18 protein-coding genes and 1 riboswitch are annotated in these 18862 nt (G+C 32.4%); of the genes, 5 read left to right on the forward strand and 13 right to left on the reverse strand.

Annotated features, from left to right (window positions below; genetic code table 11):
• Nucleotides 1-105: 105 nt before the first annotated feature.
• Nucleotides 106-1428: a diaminopimelate decarboxylase gene (gene lysA / locus ACX6U0_RS18215; RefSeq protein ID WP_464961286.1), complete on the reverse strand. Its 1323-nt coding sequence runs from the start codon at nt 1426-1428 to the stop codon at nt 106-108.
• 140 nt (nt 1429-1568) lie between these two features.
• Nucleotides 1569-1742: riboswitch (Lysine riboswitch) on the reverse strand.
• A 314-nt stretch (nt 1743-2056) separates the two neighbouring features.
• Between lysA and ACX6U0_RS18220 the strand changes: the two genes are divergently transcribed.
• Nucleotides 2057-2932: a cation diffusion facilitator family transporter gene (locus ACX6U0_RS18220; RefSeq protein WP_464961287.1), complete on the forward strand. Its 876-nt coding sequence runs from the start codon at nt 2057-2059 to the stop codon at nt 2930-2932.
• Nucleotides 2933-3126: 194 nt separating this feature from the next.
• Here ACX6U0_RS18220 and ACX6U0_RS18225 read toward each other — a convergent pair whose 3' ends face one another.
• Together ACX6U0_RS18225 and ACX6U0_RS18230 are read right to left on the reverse strand one after the other, a co-directional pair.
• On the reverse strand, nt 3127-3777 hold the full coding sequence (locus ACX6U0_RS18225) for a VC0807 family protein (protein ID WP_464961288.1): 651 nt from the start codon (nt 3775-3777) through the stop codon (nt 3127-3129).
• Between the two features lie 356 nt (nt 3778-4133).
• Nucleotides 4134-4520 (reverse strand): DoxX family protein, encoded by a 387-nt coding sequence (locus ACX6U0_RS18230; RefSeq protein WP_464961289.1) that lies wholly within the window; start codon nt 4518-4520, stop codon nt 4134-4136.
• Between the two features lie 178 nt (nt 4521-4698).
• On the opposite strand from ACX6U0_RS18230, the gene ACX6U0_RS18235 reads away from it, so the two are divergent.
• Together ACX6U0_RS18235 and ACX6U0_RS18240 are read left to right on the forward strand one after the other, a co-directional pair.
• A complete protein-coding gene (locus ACX6U0_RS18235) occupies nt 4699-5358 on the forward strand; it encodes a TVP38/TMEM64 family protein (protein WP_464961290.1) in 660 nt (219 codons plus the stop codon).
• A gap of 121 nt (nt 5359-5479) precedes the next feature.
• On the forward strand, nt 5480-5788 hold the full coding sequence (locus ACX6U0_RS18240) for a magnetosome magnetite crystal formation protein family (protein ID WP_464961291.1): 309 nt from the start codon (nt 5480-5482) through the stop codon (nt 5786-5788).
• 89 nt (nt 5789-5877) lie between these two features.
• On the opposite strand, the gene ACX6U0_RS18245 is transcribed toward ACX6U0_RS18240, so the two are convergent.
• A complete protein-coding gene (locus ACX6U0_RS18245; RefSeq protein ID WP_464961292.1) occupies nt 5878-7329 on the reverse strand; it encodes a spore germination protein in 1452 nt (483 codons plus the stop codon).
• Between the two features lie 267 nt (nt 7330-7596).
• On the reverse strand, nt 7597-8478 hold the full coding sequence (locus ACX6U0_RS18250) for a TVP38/TMEM64 family protein (RefSeq protein WP_464961293.1): 882 nt from the start codon (nt 8476-8478) through the stop codon (nt 7597-7599).
• Nucleotides 8479-8697: 219 nt separating this feature from the next.
• Here ACX6U0_RS18250 and ACX6U0_RS18255 point away from each other — a divergent pair, with 219 nt between their 5' ends.
• Nucleotides 8698-8853 carry a hypothetical protein gene (locus ACX6U0_RS18255; RefSeq protein WP_464961294.1) on the forward strand — a complete coding sequence of 52 codons (156 nt, stop codon included), beginning with the start codon at nt 8698-8700 and terminating at the stop codon, nt 8851-8853.
• Between the two features lie 259 nt (nt 8854-9112).
• On the opposite strand, the gene ACX6U0_RS18260 is transcribed toward ACX6U0_RS18255, so the two are convergent.
• From ACX6U0_RS18260 to ACX6U0_RS18275, 4 genes are all read right to left on the reverse strand, one after another.
• The gene (locus ACX6U0_RS18260) at nt 9113-9868 is read right to left on the reverse strand and encodes an SDR family NAD(P)-dependent oxidoreductase (protein ID WP_464961295.1); all 756 of its coding nucleotides are present in this window, start codon (nt 9866-9868) and stop codon (nt 9113-9115) included.
• Nucleotides 9869-10388: 520 nt separating this feature from the next.
• On the reverse strand, nt 10389-11228 hold the full coding sequence (locus tag ACX6U0_RS18265) for an aldo/keto reductase (RefSeq protein WP_464961296.1): 840 nt from the start codon (nt 11226-11228) through the stop codon (nt 10389-10391).
• A gap of 14 nt (nt 11229-11242) precedes the next feature.
• Nucleotides 11243-12208 (reverse strand): LLM class oxidoreductase, encoded by a 966-nt coding sequence (locus tag ACX6U0_RS18270; protein WP_464961297.1) that lies wholly within the window; start codon nt 12206-12208, stop codon nt 11243-11245.
• 31 nt (nt 12209-12239) lie between these two features.
• Complete coding sequence (locus ACX6U0_RS18275) at nt 12240-13460, reverse strand: MFS transporter (protein ID WP_464961298.1); 1221 nt, start codon at nt 13458-13460, stop codon at nt 12240-12242.
• Nucleotides 13461-13924: 464 nt separating this feature from the next.
• Here ACX6U0_RS18275 and ACX6U0_RS18280 point away from each other — a divergent pair, with 464 nt between their 5' ends.
• A complete protein-coding gene (locus ACX6U0_RS18280; protein ID WP_464961361.1) occupies nt 13925-14296 on the forward strand; it encodes a winged helix-turn-helix transcriptional regulator in 372 nt (123 codons plus the stop codon).
• 39 nt (nt 14297-14335) lie between these two features.
• On the opposite strand, the gene ACX6U0_RS18285 is transcribed toward ACX6U0_RS18280, so the two are convergent.
• The 4 genes from ACX6U0_RS18285 to ACX6U0_RS18300 form a co-directional block, all read right to left on the reverse strand.
• A complete protein-coding gene (locus ACX6U0_RS18285; protein WP_464961299.1) occupies nt 14336-14632 on the reverse strand; it encodes a cupin domain-containing protein in 297 nt (98 codons plus the stop codon).
• 119 nt (nt 14633-14751) lie between these two features.
• The gene (locus ACX6U0_RS18290) at nt 14752-15435 is read right to left on the reverse strand and encodes a DUF4352 domain-containing protein (protein WP_464961300.1); all 684 of its coding nucleotides are present in this window, start codon (nt 15433-15435) and stop codon (nt 14752-14754) included.
• A gap of 90 nt (nt 15436-15525) precedes the next feature.
• Nucleotides 15526-16893, reverse strand: a complete 1368-nt coding sequence (locus ACX6U0_RS18295; RefSeq protein ID WP_464961301.1) for an alkaline phosphatase — start codon at nt 16891-16893, stop codon at nt 15526-15528.
• Nucleotides 16894-17312: 419 nt separating this feature from the next.
• A complete protein-coding gene (locus tag ACX6U0_RS18300) occupies nt 17313-18665 on the reverse strand; it encodes an Nramp family divalent metal transporter (protein WP_464961302.1) in 1353 nt (450 codons plus the stop codon).
• Nucleotides 18666-18862 lie beyond the last annotated feature (197 nt).

Consider the following 18862-nt stretch of genomic DNA (forward strand, 5'->3'; position numbering starts at 1 on the left):
AGGGAGTCGCTTTTGTTACAATATTGTAATATAAATGATAAATATGTCTTAATCTGTCGATAAACAAACATAAAATCGTTAGGAAACAGAAATAAAACTCTTCTATTATCTAATAGAAGAGTTTTCAATGTAAATCATGTCATTTTTAATTAAATCTTGATACGTTTCACGTTGTACCACTACTCTAGATACACCGTCTTTTACAAATACAACAGCCGGACGACGAATACGATTATAATTATTAGCCATCGAATAACCGTATGCACCTGTACATGATACAGCTAATAAATCATTGCTCTCAACAACTGGTAACTCACAATCCCAAATTAACATATCTCCACTTTCACAACATTTACCTGCAATTGACACTACCTCTTTATTCTCGTCATTCGCGCGATTTGCAAGCATAGCTTCATATTTTGATCCATAAAGTGCTGGGCGGATATTATCAGTCATTCCCCCATCAACAGATACATATTTTCTTACTGAAGGTAGGTTTTTTGTTGCTCCAATCGTATAAAGAGTTGTTCCTGCTTCACCAACGATACTACGCCCAGGCTCCAACCATAATTCAGGAACTGGATACGATAATTCTTCACATTGTTGTTTAATTATAGAAGTAATTTGATCAATATGCTTTACAATTGATAACGGTTCGTCTTCAGTAGTGTAACGAATCCCAAATCCGCCACCAACATTTAATATTTCAGCTGTATAGTCTAATTCATTTTTTAATTCACTTAAAAAGTTCATTAATATTTTGATTGCATGAACAAACCCATCTGGCTCAAAAATTTGCGACCCAATATGAGAATGTATTCCCAATAATTTTAAATTCGGTGAATTTAACGAAATGGCAACTGCTTCGTTAGCTTGACCTGACGTAATATCAAAACCAAACTTTGAATCTTCTTGTCCTGTCATAACATATTCATGAGTGTGTGCTTCTACTCCGGGTGTTACACGTAATAAAATTGATACATATTCTCCACGATTCTCGGCGATCGCTTGTAAAACTTCTAACTCAAAGAAGTTATCTACAACGAAACAACCAATTTTTGCATCTAATGCTTCTTCAATTTCTTCTATTGATTTATTATTCCCATGAAAATGAATTTTCTCTGGTGGAAACCCTGCTTGAATCGCTGTATATAGTTCGCCACTTGAAACAACATCTAAACAAAACCCTTCTCTTTTTATTAAGCGGGCTTGTTCAATACAAAGAAAAGCTTTACTTGCATAAGCAACTTGATACTTTAATCCAGTCTCTTTTAATGCCTCATGAAATTCTCTACATTTAGACTCAATCAAAGATTCGTCGTATATATATAAAGGTGTCCCATACTGTTCAGCTAATTGAACTGTACTGCATCCTCCGATTTCTAGATGTCCATTATGATCAATTCGACTATTACCATGTAAATACATTAATATTCTCCCTTCATAACTAAACACAAGTTCATTCACCAGAAGCCTTCTTCAATGTATTAGTGTATTAAAAAAGGCACATGAAGGATATGTTCATGTGCCTATCACTTTTAAAATAAAAAGGATATTGCCAATCACATCTCTTCAATAGCTCTTCACAAATACAAGTGACAGTACTACATTTATTAAATGCAGTCCCAGCATTTTAGCGTGTGGCGCTCTAATGCTTCGGCATCGGATCCTTTTTCGTTTAGTCTTCAAACCCACAGTTCTCTTAAACGATACTCATATACAATGCAACCTCTACGAATAGATTGTTTTTATTATATTAGTCTATGTATAACACAGTCTAAAATTGGATGTCAAACCTTTTTAAAAAATAAACTGTAATTTCAATTTTTTACTATTTATTAGTCTAAACAAATTTTTCTTTTCAAAATATTATCTTTACTATAAAATACTAATTACGCGCTAAAAAAAGGTGATTAATATGAAAAATCTAATCAATAATAAAAAACATCATATAAAAAAAACAAGCCACTAACTTCATGTTAGTGGTTTTTCTTTTTTGTTGCCTTAGGACAACACTCTTAGCTAAAGTAGAAAAAATTGGTCAGAGGTGAATAGATTGCATTCAACCAAAATTGCATTACTTTCCATTTGTAGTAACTCTTTTATTGTTTTATTAAAATTAGTAGTTGGAATCATTACAGGATCTGTTGCTATTATTTCGGAGGCAATCCATTCTTTATTAGATTTAGTCGCTTCCATTATCGCATTCTTCTCAGTGAAAATTTCGAATCGCCCACCCGACAAGGAACACCCTTATGGTCACGGTAAATTTGAGAATATTTCAGGGACTATTGAAACACTTCTCATTTTTATTGCAGGAATTTGGATTATTGTTGAATCTGTTGAAAAACTAATTCACCCTACACCAATAAAACTTCCTTTTATAGGTGTAATCGTGATGCTACTCGGGGCTTTCATCAATTGGCGAGTTGGTAAAAAAGTTCAAAAAGTAGGAGACGAAACGCATTCTGTCGCAATGCAATCAAATGCATTACATTTATTAACAGACGTCTATTCATCGCTAGGTGTTGCGGCTAGCTTAATTTTAGTCTCGCTCACAGGTTGGGTACTACTAGATGCATTAATAGGGATTGGAATTGCATTATATATAATGAAAGAATCTATAGAGCTTGGAAAGAAATCATTTACCCCATTACTAGACACCGGGTTATCTTCAAGCGAAATACTACAAATTGAACAAGTTTTATTAAATTTCAAAACACAATTTATTGAATACCATGATTTACGAACAAGAAGATCTGGCGCTGAAGAACATATCGACTTTCATCTAGTTTTGCCATCTAGCATGAGTATTGAAGAAGCTCATCTACTTTGCGATCAAATAGAAGATGAAATCAAAAAAGTTCTCATAAATCCCCAAATTTTAATTCATGTCGAACCGGAAAATGAAATGGTTAGAAACGTAAAATAACGAAACATAAAAAGCGCATCTATAATAGATGCGCTTATTTTGTAGACAACTATATTAACTAAAATCAGACTACCTGGAAACGTTTGTCTTTTTAGGCTTAGGAGCCGAATAATTAGCGTAGTTACCTTACCTTAGATCCATAAATAAGCACCGCAATTAGGAGAAACACAGAAAGCGAGCGTTTGACGGGCAGTCTATAAGATCATTTCATCCTTAGGCTGCTGCTCATTTTCTTTAATTTTTTGTGCTCTCATCGTAATCATCGCATAACCGATTGCCATGATAATGCCAAAGATATAGCCACCGACTGTGAAAATAATAGTCCTTGAGTAGTAAGCCTTCACACCATAGGTTTCAAGCATCCACCATTGTGCTCCAGTAAATATAATATCTTTAACAATCCAAGCTATAAACAAATATTGGAACAACTTGAACAGTGAAGGATGTTTATAAAGTATCTTACTTTCTTCTCTTTCTTGTCCCTGAATAGCGGCAATATCAATCATAAAATAATATGGTAATGGCTTCTTTATCGCTAAAAGAATAATGAATACCCCGATTAGGCCAATGTGGTAATACACATTATATAGAAGTAAATTTTCTTTTGTCCCAGCAAAAAGATCTAATGCAGTACTAACACTCATCGTAGTAATAATGAAAATCCCAGTTACATTAAATTGTTTAGTATACCAAAAACGAAATAATGTATATAAAATCCCAGGAATGGTTGGGACAATCATCGCCCAATAATCTCCAATATATGGCTTTAATAGTTTATAACCAACTAGTGGGAAAACTAAATACAAAATTAGATCGTAAATTATCAAATTACTTTCTTTTTTCATTTTTATAACCTCATTTTTCCTTATTCTACTATTGTAGTATTAGCGTTTAAATTTGATTATAGCAAAAAAGTTCCTATGCAAACACTCTATCTACAATATCTTCATAAATGACAAGTTCTTTATCACTTTGCGATATTCCTTCACATATAAAATATTTAAATTGTTTAATAGGTAACTAATCGATGTATACAAAACAGACTTGTTAGGCCCCAGGTATATCAGCCTTCCCGCATTTCCCACGTGAGTCTCGTTCCTTCTGTTAATCAACTTCTGTCTTTTAAGTTATAAAGCACTCTATTCGAAAAGAACAACAAAAAAGAGAACATCCATATATCATGAATGTTCTCTCATATTTATTAAAATAAAGTTAAAGAGCCAGGCCCTGTTAAAAGTAAACCGACTGATGTAGCAATTATGAGTAGATTATATTCAATACCATTTGAAGTAATCCAAAAGCCATTTTTTAAATGCACTTTTAATATGGCAACTAACATAACCAGTATGATTAACCAAGCACCAACTGTTGTGTACAAGCCTGCCGCAACAAGTAATCCTCCTATTAGTTCCGCTGCTCCTGATAAAAATGCAAAAAATCCACCAGGTTTCACACCAATCGACTCTAACCATTGACCAGTTCCTTTAATTCCATAACCACCAAACCATCCGAATAATTTCTGAACGCCATGTCCTGCCAATATAATTCCTAAAACAAGTCGAATAACTAATAATCCCTCATCTAGCATAGCTACACCTCAATCCCTTTAATTTGAGATATCTGTTGCTCATTAAATAATTATTCTAAATTCGAGATAATTATGTTATTTATTGTTCATTTCAAAAAAACAATCAGTTTTCGTGCTTATAAAGAATAGAATATGATATAACACTCCATTTTCACATAAACCAAAGGGGAGCTTAATCATGAAAAAAGTCGTTCTAATCATTGTAATTAGTTCTTGGTTTATTTTATTATTACTAGCCGTTCATTTTAATTTGTTCCAATTATCTTTAAATGATATTAAGCATTTTATTGAAGATTCCACAATACACCCAATGATATTATTCGTAAGTATTTTCTGTGCTAGAATTTTTTTATTCATTCCGAGTACAATGCTAGTTGTTGCAGGAAGTTTATTTTTTCACCCTATTGAAACAATCATCCTTTCAATGATTGGTATGTTCATAACTGAAACCATTATCTATGGAATCAGTAGAAGTATGTTAAGTAATCATATTCAACAATATATGGAAACAAAATACCCAAAACTCAATAACGAGATTATTTCCAATGGGAAAAAATATTTATTTATTACTGTTGCGACTCCTTTAGCTCCCACAGATGGCGCTTGCTTTATTGCTGCTTCAACCAAAATGCCCTATTTTTCATATATCACTACCGTGCTAGCCGGAACGATTCCAATCGTAACGCTCTATACTCTTTACGGTAATTTCTTATTAGCTGCACCATGGGTAACATTATGTATCTCTGCCCCAATCGTAATCATTTTAATTGTTTATATCTCCATTCGGAAAAAACAAAAAAACGAGCTTCACTATACTTCCGAAAATGAAAATGTATAAATTCATCTGATTAGATCCCAAATTATTAAATCATTTTAATTTTTTATGAATAAATCAATCATTCTATCATCATATTTGTTCTATAATAAGAATAGCATTCATTTTAATTTGGAGGTTTCTGATGGAAACAAATAAAATATTATCTTCATTATGTTATTTCAGTGTATTTTTCGCACCATTCTTACTCCCAATCATTGTCTATTTCGTTTCAAAAGATGCTTTTGTTAAAACTCATGCGAAACGATCATTATTTTCGCACTTTCTTCCATTTATCACGTTTGTAGTCTTTTTTGTGCTTTCGTTCTTATCTTTTAATTCAATTGAAACTACGTATGGATGGATTATTTTTGCATTTGTAATTGTATTTATTATTAACTTTGTCGTATTTGTTTGGAATATCATCCAAGGAATAAAAGTATTAATTCATTAATTCAAGTACGAATAAAAAGATACACCATTCATTAATGGTGTATCTTTTTTCATTACTATATCTATTCAATTAACTTTACATGCACAATATTAGTCAGGTTCTTCGGTATAAGTATGTTTGCTGTTAATCAGTTTCTGTAAATCTCCTCTATAAAATGTATCTTTAAATTCCTTTATTTTAAATGGGATTAAAGGGGACAGATAGGGAACACCTACTGATTTTAAACTCGCCATATAAGTGATTAAAATAGTTGTCGCGATGATTAAACCGTTAAAGTCAAAGAAGTTAGCAATAATTAAAAAGACTGGTCTTAAAGTCGTATCAGCTCCAACTAGACCTCTGTTTAACACTAAGAAACTAGAAAGAGTTGTTATACCTATAACAATTAAACTGACTGGGTGGATTAATTTTGCAGTAACCGCCGTTTGGCCAATTACGATTGTTCCAATTAAAGAAACCAAAATTACTGCACTTTTTGGAAGGCGAAACGAAACATCTATTAACATTTTTATCAAAAATAAAAGAATGGAAATCTCCCAAAAGGTTGGTAGCAGTTCGTCCTTTGAAAGGATTGCTTTTGAAATTTTGTTTGGCAAATCATCTTTATGAAAATTTGCTAACGCAACATATATTCCAGGCAGATATATTCCTAATATAAAGGCGATTAAGCGCATGATTCGATTAGTAAACCTACCAGGTGAAATATGATATTCATCAGGTGCCTGAATAAAATCAATAAATAAAGCAGGAGCAATGATGGCAAAAGGGTATCCATCAACAATAACTGCCACTCTTCCTTCGAATAAAGAAGATACTACTCCGTCAATTCGTTCTGAATGCCTTACTCGAGAAAAAAATGACCTTGGTTTTCCATCTAACACATCTTCCAATACTCTCTCACTTAAAACATACTTTATATCAAGACTTTTTAGCCTCTTTTTAACTTCATCTAGTATACCTTTATCAACAATATTTTCTATATATATAATCGAAGCTGATGTTGGGGAAATAGAGCCAAATTCTACAGTTTCTACACAAAAATTGGGAGTCTTTAAGGAACTTCTTATCAAATTAATATTCGTTTTCATTTTTTCTGTTAGTCCAATTTGCGGACCTCTTACCGAACGTTCTCCAATTGATTCTTCTATGCTTCTTTCCGCCCACTTGGGAGATGGGATGATGATTCCTTTTCGATATCCATTAATTAGCAAAACAGTACTACCTTGTGCAATCGCATTGGTCAATTCTTGATAATGATTCGTAGTTTTCACATCTGTAGATTCAATCGTTCTTTCAATAATTTGATCAATTACAGATTCCTTAAAAGCAACAGTCTTCAATTGTTCTAATAATGGTTTAACCACATATTCCTGAATATGGTCCAAGTCAATGATACCGTCTATGTAAACTATATTAATTTCGACAGATTCTTTTATGCCCACCTTTATATTTCTTACAACCAAATCAGATGTATCGTGAAAAGTATTCTTTATATTGATTATATTTTCTTTAAGCCATTTTTGAATTACCTTGTTAGACATCCCATTGCCTCCCTTAAAGTTAGTATTTGGGAATCTTACAATACTATACTTGTAACCGAGACTGTTTAAAAAAGAAAAAGACTACTTGCTTAGTAGCCATTTTTTTAGAAAATGCCGATATTAAGAAGGAACTGCTCTTATTAAAAAATTGAAAGTAAAAAAAAAAGATAGGTTAGAATGTTAATTCCAATCCTATCTTTCAACACATTTTCTACATTATTTCTCAGGAAATTTCCAAATTCGACATGTCACATAGACGATTATGAATTAGTCTCCCTGTGAGGTCATATATACTTGTTCTGAGTTGGTCTTCTTAATCGATTTTTTTATAAAAATTGAAAGTAAGAAAATGAAGGTTACAATGATTGAGCTAGCTAGTACTAATTGTGTTGTTGATAAAGAAAACAATTTAGCTAAATAAACTGAGTATGCAAGGAGTGATGATGTCACTAATTTTGCAAGCATCGCGATCAAGAAAAACCTCTTAAATGAAACTTTACTAATACCTGCTCCTACACAAATAATTTCATCTGGTAAAATCGGTATAATAAACATTAGTGTCAGTATAATCGTTTCATTTTTTGAAACATATTCCTGATAGCTTTTTAAATGCTTCTCTTTTATTAGTTTTGAAACTATTTTTAATCCACCTATTCTAGCTATGAAATACATGACAACAATACCTAATAAGGAGCCTAAAAAGCCAAGGTAAGCACCTTCGAACGAACCTAACACTGCGCTTCCAGCAGGAAGTGTTACTGCTTCAGGTAATGGTAATATAATTGGTTGTAAAAAGCATATACTGAAAAATAATAATTTTGCAATTGATTTATGATCTATTAGTATTTGCTCAATCCCATACATATCTGCAAATACTAAAAACTTTGTTACATAGTAAATTAAAATAACAATGACAATACATAATAGTACGATTGATAAAGCAATTTTTGTTAATTTTAATAGCTTAGTATTGTTTGATAAAACAAGATAAGCATCAAGGAAACAGATTCCAATAATCGTCAGCGTAAATATTACTTTATATACAGTTACAATTGTAGGTAGAAAATTAAATAACAAGTAAATTGCTAATGATGCTATTACGATGTGTATGAATAGTTCTTTCATTATATTTATATTTTTGTTTCGCAAATTAATCAAATCCCTCCACAACTGTATTCATTCTGGTGTATTATTTATGTTCTAGTATTCTTGTTATAATATATTATAGAATGTATTTAAAAGTTTAAAATGAACCTTAGCATGAATTTTTGTAAGTCTTAAGTCTTACAAATAGGTATTTTTAATCTATTATAGATAATTGACTACTTGTTGAGCAATTATTTATTGATGTAGGATTGGAGTGATTTAATGTCTAGACAAAAATGGCAGTCTAGTAGCAAATACATTGCATTAGGCATTGCACTAGGAGCGACATTTGGAATTGCTTTTGACAATATATCACTTGGTATTGGATTTGGCATTGCCTTGGGTGCTGCATTTAGCTATATTTATCAAAAGAAATAAATAACTTACCTAAAAAATAAAAATGGGAGTAAAGTTAGGATCAAACCTACTTTCTACTCCCGTTTTTTTCACATTTAGCTCTGTTTTAAGAAGTTTTTTGAATGTCACTGTAGATTCATTACAATTATTCTACACTTAACATCAGAATGCCTTTTTTTCTTCAAATAAAGCACTTTATAAAAAACTATTTAACATTTTTATCGAAATCTTACTAGGTTTTACATTTGTCATTTTGTCAGATGTATCTATCGAATAATCTTTAAATAAGATCTTTAATAGAATAAATTTTCCCATTCATTAACTCTTTGTTTAATAGTAAGTTAATCAATGCTTTCCCTACTACTTCAGGTGATCGTAGTTCACCTTTCTTTTTATAATCCAAAAATTTATTAATCTCAGCAAATGCGTCTTCTTTTGCTCCACGTATTACACATTGCATATCAGTATCCATTATTCCAGGATTAAACCCAATAATCTTATTGTTTTTATCATCCTTTTCTTGCTCAAGTCCTGCTACATTTGTATGCATATTAATGGCCGCTTTTGAACTGTTATATACACTCCATCCGTGAATTGAACGTTCAGCAGCACCTGAGGTTACATTGACAATAACGATTTCTATGTTATAAGGTCTTAATTCCTTTAACAATAAATTGTTTATGATCATTGGTGCTAAGTAATTTAAATGCACTGCTTTTTCAATCATGTTAGCATCTAAGAAACCTAAGCGCTCAATTGGTTCAACCATCCCTGCATTATTGATAACATAAACCTTTTTAGGCAGTTTCATAATCAATTTTTGAATGATTCCCTTAAATATCGTTTCGATTTCATTTCTATTACAAAGATCTAGTTGAAGATGAGTATATATATTTTTTTTCATTTTTTCAAAATAATCTACGTGATCATTCGTACTTCGTGATAAGCCAATTACCTCTATATTAGAATGTACGAGTCTCTTCGATATTTCAAAACCTAGTCCTTTTGATGCGCCAGTCACAATTGCAATATCCATTTATTAACCCTCCGCCTTTTCCTCTATCATTAAACATAAAAGGCTGATATCATCCGTTAGATACCAACCTTTTCTATAAGTAAGCAAGTGTTTCGATTTCATATGTTTTCATTTCATAACTGAATTCTTTCTTTACCAAAAATATGATTGTTACTTTTATTTTAAAATACGACTGACTATAAAACAAATTAGAAAACTATTATCAATCAACTCCGATTTAGAAATATACAAAAAAGTGGAGTCAGACCAATGATCACTCCACTTTTTTTGTGTGTATTCTAATAGATTGTAGCTTTTGGGATTTAAAACGGTAAAGACTACAACGGATAGTGCGAGACTCCTGTGGGAGATGAGGCCCACAGGATGTGAGTCATACATGCGATAAGACAGGACGACGTGGTTGTAGCATGCCTACCTACCATTTATTTACTAGCTCACACCTACAGAAAGAGGTCATCCTAGAGTTGTAATCAATTCTTATAGCAACAGTGTATTAGAAAACAGCCTTTTTTAATTCGAATTAGAAATCAAAATTATCAGGGTCTGGACCTACTCGGTGATTTTGATTTAAAGCATCTATTGTTTTCATTTCTTCAGCTGTTAATTCGAAATCAAAAATATTAGCATTTTCTTGAATTCGGTGCTCTTTAATAGACTTCGGAATGATCACAATTTCATTTTGTAAATGCCAACGTAAAACGATTTGTGCAATTGATTTATTATGAGCTTTAGCTATTTTGGACAATGTTTCATTTTCAAATAATTGTCCTTGCATTAGAGGTGCCCATGCTTCCACTTGAATTGAGTTTTCTTTTAAGAAGTTTCTTAATTCTACCTGACTTAATAATGGATGTAATTCAACCTGGTTAACCATTGGTTTGATTTCTGCAATTTCTAGTACATCTTGTAGATGATGGATTTGGAAGTTACTCATACCGATTGCCTTAACTTTACCTGTTTTATAAAGTGTTTCTAGTGCTTTCCATGTGTCTACATATTTGCCTTCTACTGGCCAATGAATTAAATAAAGATCTAAGTAATCAAGACCTAGTTTCTTTAAACTTAGTTCAAAAGCATCTAAAGTTGATTGATACCCTAAATCTGCATTCCATACTTTTGATGTAATGAATAAATCTTCACGGCTTATACCATTTTCTTCGATTGCTTCTTTAATTCCTTGTCCTACTCCTTCTTCATTTCCGTAAATCGCTGCAGTATCAATACTACGATAGCCATTTTTAATTGCAGCTTTCACAGAATCGATAACAATTTGTCCATCTTCAACTTGGAATACTCCTAAACCAACTACAGGCATTTCAATTCCATTATTTAATTTTACTCGACTATTAATATTATTCATTTTATATTTCTCCTTTATATTTTGTTTTTTATTGTAGGAAAATGAGGTATTATTTCTTCACCTAGTTCTTGAATAACTTCCTCTGCAGGTCTTTGGCTGTCAAACAATGCAAAGAATAAATGATTGACCCCAATTTCTTTATAGATATTTAATAAATCAATTAAAGCATTTCTACCAATTCGGTAACCCAATCTGATAGGCGTTGGGCCTTCGTTTGGATTTTCTGATAAATCTAAGTGCATCGGTTGTGTAAAAGGTTTAAATGTACCAGGGTGATACTGTTTTACTAAACTTCTCCAATGCTGAATGGCTCCTTCTTGTTGAAATGGCGACCTAGGATAATACATCCAACCATCTCCATGTTCAGCAAACCATGCCATATCTTGTTGGCTATAACCTGTAATCATCGTTGGAACTCTTTTTGTTGGTTTTGGTACTAAATTAGCTCCATTCATTTCTCCCATTGAAGAAGATATTATTGGAAAATCCTTGTATAAAACATGTTGAAGATATTGAAACGACTCGACAAAACGATTTCCTCTATCCTCATGAAGTATACCCAATCCCATAAAATCTGCTCTTCGATCACCAGAAGAAACACCCATAATAAGTCTTTCAGGAAACAAATTTTCTATTGTTGCAATCTCTTTCGCTACTCTTAACGGATGTCTCAGCGATAAAACTACAGCTGATGTTCCTAACGCAATTTCCTTCGTTTTGCTTGCTAGATACGTAAGATATATGAACATATCATAAATTTGTCCAGTTGCAGGATCCCCAAATGAGGGATCTTGCAATAGAACATCACGAAACCACAAGCTTGCAAATCCTAAATTCTCTGCAAGCTGAGCTAACTCTACTTGTTTTTCCATTGTAGGTGTTTGAAATTGATAATTTTCCAATGGTATATGCAGTCCGAGCGTTAGTTCATTCTCCTGATACATACGTTGGTAAGCATGATGTTCATGAAAATTATTCATCAGTTTCACATCCTAAAGTTAATTTCAAATATCAAGAATTTGATTTTTGACTATTTCTTTTTTCTAAAGATGCACTCCATAAACTTAGTAGTACAGCTCCAAATACCATTACCCCACCAATCCAAGGTGTATGAATTAACCCAATTGAATCAACAATCAATCCACCTACAAATGCACCAATTGCAATTCCAACATTAAAAGCTGCAATATTCAAAGCAGATGCGATATCAACAGCTGATGGAACATACTTTTCAGCTAATTGAACGACATATATTTGAAGTCCTGGAACATTCATAAATGCTAATAAACCTAAGAAGAAAATAGTTACAATACCTACGATTTTAAATGGTGCTGTAAACGTTAAGATCACTAACACGATTGCTTGGACAACAAACATCCAAGTTAATGCCTTTAACGGATTATGATTTGCCGCTTTTCCTCCTAATGTATTTCCAATCGCAACTGCAATTCCATAAACTAATAAAATTACACTCACCGAACTAGGAGCAAAACCTGTAACCTTTTCTAAAATTGGTGCTAAATATGTGAAAGCAACGAATGTACCGCCATAACCTAATGCTGTAATTGAAAAAGCTAATAATAACGGACCATTTGTTAAAATTTTAAAGTTATCACTTAACTTTGAAGGCGGAGCTTGTTTTAACGCCTTAGGTACAAGAATCGCGATTGCAATAATTGCTATTAGACCTAAAATGGCTACAGCCCAAAAAGTAGATCTCCAACCAAAATGCTGTCCAATAAATGTACCTAAAGGAACTCCAGTAACAGTAGCTACTGTTAATCCTGTGAACATAAATGCAATCGCACTTGCACGTTTATTCTCCGGTACCAAATCCGCAGCAATTGTTGAACCAATAGAAAAGAATACTCCGTGAGAAAACGATGTAATAATTCTTGCAACAAGTAGTAATCCAAAGCTTGTCGACACTGCTGCAACACTATTACCGACAATGAAGATTACCATCAACAACATTAAAAGTGTTTTTCTACTCATTTTGTTTGTAAGAGCAGTAATGATTGGTGCACCAAATGCAACCCCCATTGCATATCCAGATATTAATAAACCAGCTAATGTGATCGAAATACTTAAATCATCAGCTAAAGTAGATAACAAACCTACAGGAACAAATTCCGTTGTTCCAATTCCAAATGCACTAATAGCTAAAGCCATTAAAGCCGGAGTTCCACCTTTATTCTCTTGAATATTTATCGTAGAAGTAGTTGAACTCATAAAAGAATCCTCCTTATAAAATTAAATTTTGTAATAAATGGCCTACAGAACACGGCGCCTTATATATTGTGTTCTAGGACGATATACGCAATTATGAATCATATGAGCCATAATGAGAAGTACGCACTTAAAAGTATTGTAGGTACTAAAAAGTAACTATTGTATCAAATAAAGCTAGAATGGTTATTTAGAAAAATCTTGTGTTCAAATTGATGAGCACATTTGCCATTATGCGTGTTAGTCATAGAAAAAAGAAGTATGCACTTTCAAGTGACATAGTTACTTTTTAGTAACATTTACATGTTTAAAGGTGTTTTACTTTAAGAAATTTTCACAAAGAAAAAGAATACTACACACGTATGACATACAGTGATATGATATGTAAATCAGTTTGACGAATAAAATTAGAAAACTAATGGAGAAAATAGATGATCTTTGGAGGAAACGATATGAAAGGAAACAGTATGAAAAAATATAATATTCCTGTTGAAGCTTCGTTAGATGTCATTGGAGGCAAATGGAAGGTTGTTATACTTTGTCATTTAATGAAAGGCAAAAAAAGGACAAGTGAATTAAAGAGACTAATGCCAGAAATCACTCAAAAGATGCTAACTCAACAATTAAAAGAGTTACAAGAAGACAATATCGTAAATCGTGAAGTATTTAATCAAGTACCGCCAAAAGTAGAGTATTCTTTAACCGAATATGGTTGGTCATTAAAAGAAGTATTGGACTTACTTTGTTGTTGGGGAGAACTTCATATTGAAAAAATGTATCCTAATAAATGTGATGTTTTGCTTTCACCAGTTGAAGAAGAAACAGTATTAAGTACATGAAAAAAGCCCCTACTTTTCAAGAGTAGGGCCTTTCCTATTTTATCCGAATGCAACTAATATTAATGCATCACTTTCTTTCCCGAATCTGTGCTTAACACCTCTTGGAACAGTAATCATCGATCCTTCTGGGATCATAACTTCCTCTGACTCAGTCTCTAAGATAAAACTTCCTTTAAAGGCAATAATCATTTCGTCTACTTTGTCATGCTGCTCGTATGCATATTCTTGTGGCTTAAGATTGATTAATAATAAACTGCCTTTTTGAAACTCTTTTAATACATGATCTTTATCTACTTCTAAAGCTGAACCAAATTTAATGATATCAGTTATTTCCATTCAATTTTCCCCCTAACGTATTTTCCACTTTTGTATTCCGTTTAAAGCACTTAGTCCAAACATAAAAAAAGAAAAAGCCCATGTCAAGTTTAGGAAACAATGACAAGGCTCTCTCTTTTTTATTTTTCTAAATGGATCCTAAATTTTTGTGCTTTACCAACTACTTTTTTGTTTGAATCTAATACATCACTTGTTGTAATTTCCACCCAATCAAGACTTGGTGTAGTTTTTTCTATAATAAATCCTAAAGCACCTTGTTTAGAAGCATTTGGCTCAATTTCTCCACCTAAATATTCTATATAGAAATCATCATGAAATGCTTTTTCTTCATTATTACTAGTTTTTAGATGGGACACTGGTCCGAAATTTACTTTTTCATTAGATTTGTTCACTAGTTCAACTTCTACTTTTACAAATTGGAAGTTTTCATAACCCTCGGTGTAGTAATGAAAATAATCCATTAAAGAATAGGTTGGAGAATTTTGTATAAGCTTTACATTTTTAATTTTCATTTCAACAGAACCAATCGTAAATGTCTTATTCAGAGTAGCTTTTCCTTCTAATGTTATTTCTCCTTTATCATCTTTTAACTTTTGTCCTACCTTTAACAACTTTGTATCATCTGAAACTTGTGGATTCGGCACATAAATATCACTTAAAGATTTGGCTCTATTTTTTTCTATATTTGAAGCAATTTTTGTCTGTTGGCTTTCGGTTTTCACCTCGCCATTATTAACTTTTTGCATATCACTACACGCAGATAACAACATAATCCCCATTAAAAGTGGAATATACTTTTTCATTGAAAATCCCCTTCCATCCATGTCGACTATTTAAAGTAAAAGAGTTCCCATCAAACACTTTATTCAATGGGAACATCTATTCAAATTTTCTTATTTGCCATTCTTTAAAATAGAAAAGATATTTTTTGCTTGGTCTGTATTATCGATTTTCCCTGCAAAGTACTGACTACCTGGTCCATATGCATATACGTTTACGTCTTCACCAGTATGTCCGCCAGTTGTCCAACCTGTTACAGAACGCGTATCAAAAATTGTTTCAATTGCATTATCGATCGTTACTAAGTCTTTCTTTTGAGCAGCCGATTTAACAGACTGAATCTCTTCTTGTTTTAATGGAAGATCAATATATGATTTAAGCGTTTGTTCTACATCAGCACCTTTTACAATTTGTTCTGCCATAAAATCAGGGGTACGTTTTGCAGCAGAAATCGGAGCACCAAACCAGTTGTAATCTCCTCTTGCACCAACTGAATAACCACCAGTAGAATGGTCAGCTGTTGCAACAACTAATGTATGCTTGTCCTTTTTCGCAAATGCAATTGCAGTTTTAAATGCCTCTTCGAAGTCTTGCATCTCACTCATCGCGGCTACAATATCATTATCGTGACCAGCCCAGTCAATTTGACTACCCTCTACCATTAAGAAGAAACCGTCTTTATCCTTCGCTAGTTTATTAATTGCAGTATTTGTCATGTCTCTTAATGATGGCATTGTTGCCTCACGATCCATCATCTTAGGCATTCCACCAGGTGCAAATAATCCTAACATTTTCGAATTTTTATCTTTTAACATATCCTGTTTATTCGTAACATAAGAAAAACCATCTTTTTGGAATTCCTTCGTTAAGTCACGGTCAGCTCGTACAAAGTTAGACAAACCACCGCCTAGCATGACATCAATTTTATGACCACCTTTAATCATTTCATCATAGTAATCGTCAGCAATGGCATTCATATTTTTACGACTTACATCATGTGCGCCATAAGAAGCTGGAGTAGCATGTGTTATTTCTGAAGTAGCTACTAGACCTGTTGATTTTCCTTTTTCTTTTGCAGCTTCTAGTACTGTTTTTACATTAGAGCCATCATTATCAACACCAATTGCAGCATTATATGTCTTAATCCCAGCTGACATTGCCGTTGCTGCAGCTGCAGAATCTGTTACATTTTGTGCTGGATCTTCTGGATATGTCATTTGTTGCCCAACAAGATAGTGGTCAAATTCAGTTTGCTCTACTACCTTTGTAGCAGGATTATCTTTTAAATAACGATAAGCAGAAGTATATGAAACACCCATTCCATCACCAATTAAAAAGATCACATTTCTAATTTCATTTTTCTTAGATACTTCTTTTGCTTGCACTTCATTATTTGAAAATGACCCAATCAAAGCACCAGCTGTAATCGTAGAAAGTACAGCCACCGGAATTAATTTCTTTTTAAATGTATTTTTCAACAATAGAAAAACCTCCACACATTTTTATTTTATTTACTATTTAACAGTAACTAAGATTTATTAATCTGTTGTTTAACTGATGTAAACAGTAAATAAAAGAGTATGTAGTAGAGGTAAAAAAATTAAAAAATATTAATATTAGAAGTTTCTCGAATAAAGTAAAAATGTAGTTTAACTTAGGTTTACAAGCCTCAATCCATTAAAAGAACGATTTAATATAAGTTAATAAATAGCATTGATAATTAACAATTTATTAACATTCTAAAAACCTTCACACTAAAGTCTTATTTTCTTGAAAATAAAAAAAGATTGAACAGATGTCTGTAATTACATCTGTTCAATCTTTTTACATTTACTCTTTTCACGAAAAAGTTGATCGGAAGTTGCCCAATTACTTAGAGAAAAGGTGTTCTCTAAAACAATTAGTTAAAAAATGTAGCCCAAAGCAAGTAAGCATTTAATACTGCAATAACAGCTGCGATAATCCATGCAACTACTTTTAGCCAACCTCTATTAACAAATGGGCCCATTTTCTTTTCATCACTCGTAAACATGACCAATGGTATAACTGCAAATGATAACTGTAAAGAAAGAATAACCTGACTCAATATTAATAAATCCGTTGTACCTTTTGCACCATAGAGATACGTTACAATTAAGGCTGGCGTAATGGCAATTAAACGAGTAATTAATCTTCTTAGCCAAGGTGATAATTTAATATTCAAGAATCCTTCCATTACGATTTGGCCGGCTATTGTTCCTGTTAGTGTTGAATTTTGCCCAGAAGCTAGTAATGCCAAACCAAAAAATGTACTTGCTAGAGTAGTTCCTAACAATGGTGTTAATAATTGAAACGCATCTTCAATAGATGCTACTGCCGTATGCCCCGTCTTATAAAATGTTGAGGCAGCTAATATTAAGATTGCTGCATTTACGAATAATGCAATCATTAGTGCAATTGTTGAATCCATCGTCGCATACTTAATCGCTTCTTTTTTCCCTTCATTCGACACTTCAAATTTTCTTGTTTGCACAATAGAAGAGTGAAGGTATAAATTATGCGGCATAACGGTAGCGCCTAAAATACCTAAAGAAATGTATAACATTTTTGGATCAGTAATAATTTGTGAGCTCGGTATAAACCCATTAAATACAGCTTTTATATCTGGTTGTGACATTGTTAGTTCAAAAATAAAACAACCTGTAATTAAAATAATTAATGAGATAACTAGTGCTTCAATATATCGAAAACCTTTATTTTGTAATAGTAATACAAGTAAAACATCAAATGCTGTAATACAAATACCGTAAAACAGAGGTATATCAAATAATAAATTTAAAGCGATAGCCGATCCTATCAGTTCTGCTAAATCACACGCTGCAATGGCAGCCTCACATAGTATCCATAATACAAACGAAACAGGTTTACTAAAATGATCTCGACAAGCTTGAGCTAAATCTCTACCTGTTACAATACCTAATTTAGCAGATAGTGATTGTAAAATGATTGCCATAATATTAGAAATAAGTATGACTGATAAAAGTGTATAGTTAAACGCCGATCCACCTGCCAGAGATGTAGCCCAATTCCCTGGGTCCATATATCCAACAGCTACTAAATAACCTGGCCCAGCAAAAGCCATAAATTTTCTTAAAGAACTCGCTTTTTTAGGAATCGGTAGCGAACGATGCACTTCTTGTAAACTTGGTTGAGTTTTTTCCCTTCTCCAACCAATATCGTCATAATTAGATTTTTCCTGTGCTTTTTCTGACAAGTTTCCCACCACCTATTTTATTGAATAAATCAAATAGTTTTTCCCTAGGGAAAGATTTTAAATTATATGCTGATTTTAACATAATAGTTCTTATTTGAAATAGAAAAATGAATTATTATAGTTTTTTAATGTTAGTGGGATTTTATTAGGATTTTATTAGTTTTTTACCTATTATTTATACTTAAAAAAACTATATT

The organism is Gottfriedia sp. ABJ_BB2_2 (assembly GCF_055484705.1).

Bases quoted from the DNA above. Each gene is read 5' to 3' on its own strand.
- ACX6U0_RS18280 (WP_464961361.1), top strand. From the start codon at position 13,925: ATGAAAAAATATAATATTCCTGTTGAAGCTTCGTTAGATGTCATTGGA.
- ACX6U0_RS18245 (WP_464961292.1), bottom strand. From the start codon at position 7,329: ATGTCTAACAAGGTAATTCAAAAATGGCTTAAAGAAAATATAATCAAT.
- ACX6U0_RS18270 (WP_464961297.1), bottom strand. From the start codon at position 12,208: ATGAATAATTTTCATGAACATCATGCTTACCAACGTATGTATCAGGAG.
- ACX6U0_RS18240 (WP_464961291.1), top strand. From the start codon at position 5,480: ATGGAAACAAATAAAATATTATCTTCATTATGTTATTTCAGTGTATTT.
- ACX6U0_RS18255 (WP_464961294.1), top strand. From the start codon at position 8,698: ATGTCTAGACAAAAATGGCAGTCTAGTAGCAAATACATTGCATTAGGC.
- ACX6U0_RS18285 (WP_464961299.1), bottom strand. From the start codon at position 14,632: ATGGAAATAACTGATATCATTAAATTTGGTTCAGCTTTAGAAGTAGAT.
- lysA (WP_464961286.1), bottom strand. From the start codon at position 1,428: ATGTATTTACATGGTAATAGTCGAATTGATCATAATGGACATCTAGAA.
- ACX6U0_RS18225 (WP_464961288.1), bottom strand. From the start codon at position 3,777: ATGAAAAAAGAAAGTAATTTGATAATTTACGATCTAATTTTGTATTTA.
- ACX6U0_RS18265 (WP_464961296.1), bottom strand. From the start codon at position 11,228: ATGAATAATATTAATAGTCGAGTAAAATTAAATAATGGAATTGAAATG.
- ACX6U0_RS18230 (WP_464961289.1), bottom strand. From the start codon at position 4,520: ATGCTAGATGAGGGATTATTAGTTATTCGACTTGTTTTAGGAATTATA.
- ACX6U0_RS18290 (WP_464961300.1), bottom strand. From the start codon at position 15,435: ATGAAAAAGTATATTCCACTTTTAATGGGGATTATGTTGTTATCTGCG.
- ACX6U0_RS18275 (WP_464961298.1), bottom strand. From the start codon at position 13,460: ATGAGTTCAACTACTTCTACGATAAATATTCAAGAGAATAAAGGTGGA.
- ACX6U0_RS18260 (WP_464961295.1), bottom strand. From the start codon at position 9,868: ATGGATATTGCAATTGTGACTGGCGCATCAAAAGGACTAGGTTTTGAA.
- ACX6U0_RS18235 (WP_464961290.1), top strand. From the start codon at position 4,699: ATGAAAAAAGTCGTTCTAATCATTGTAATTAGTTCTTGGTTTATTTTA.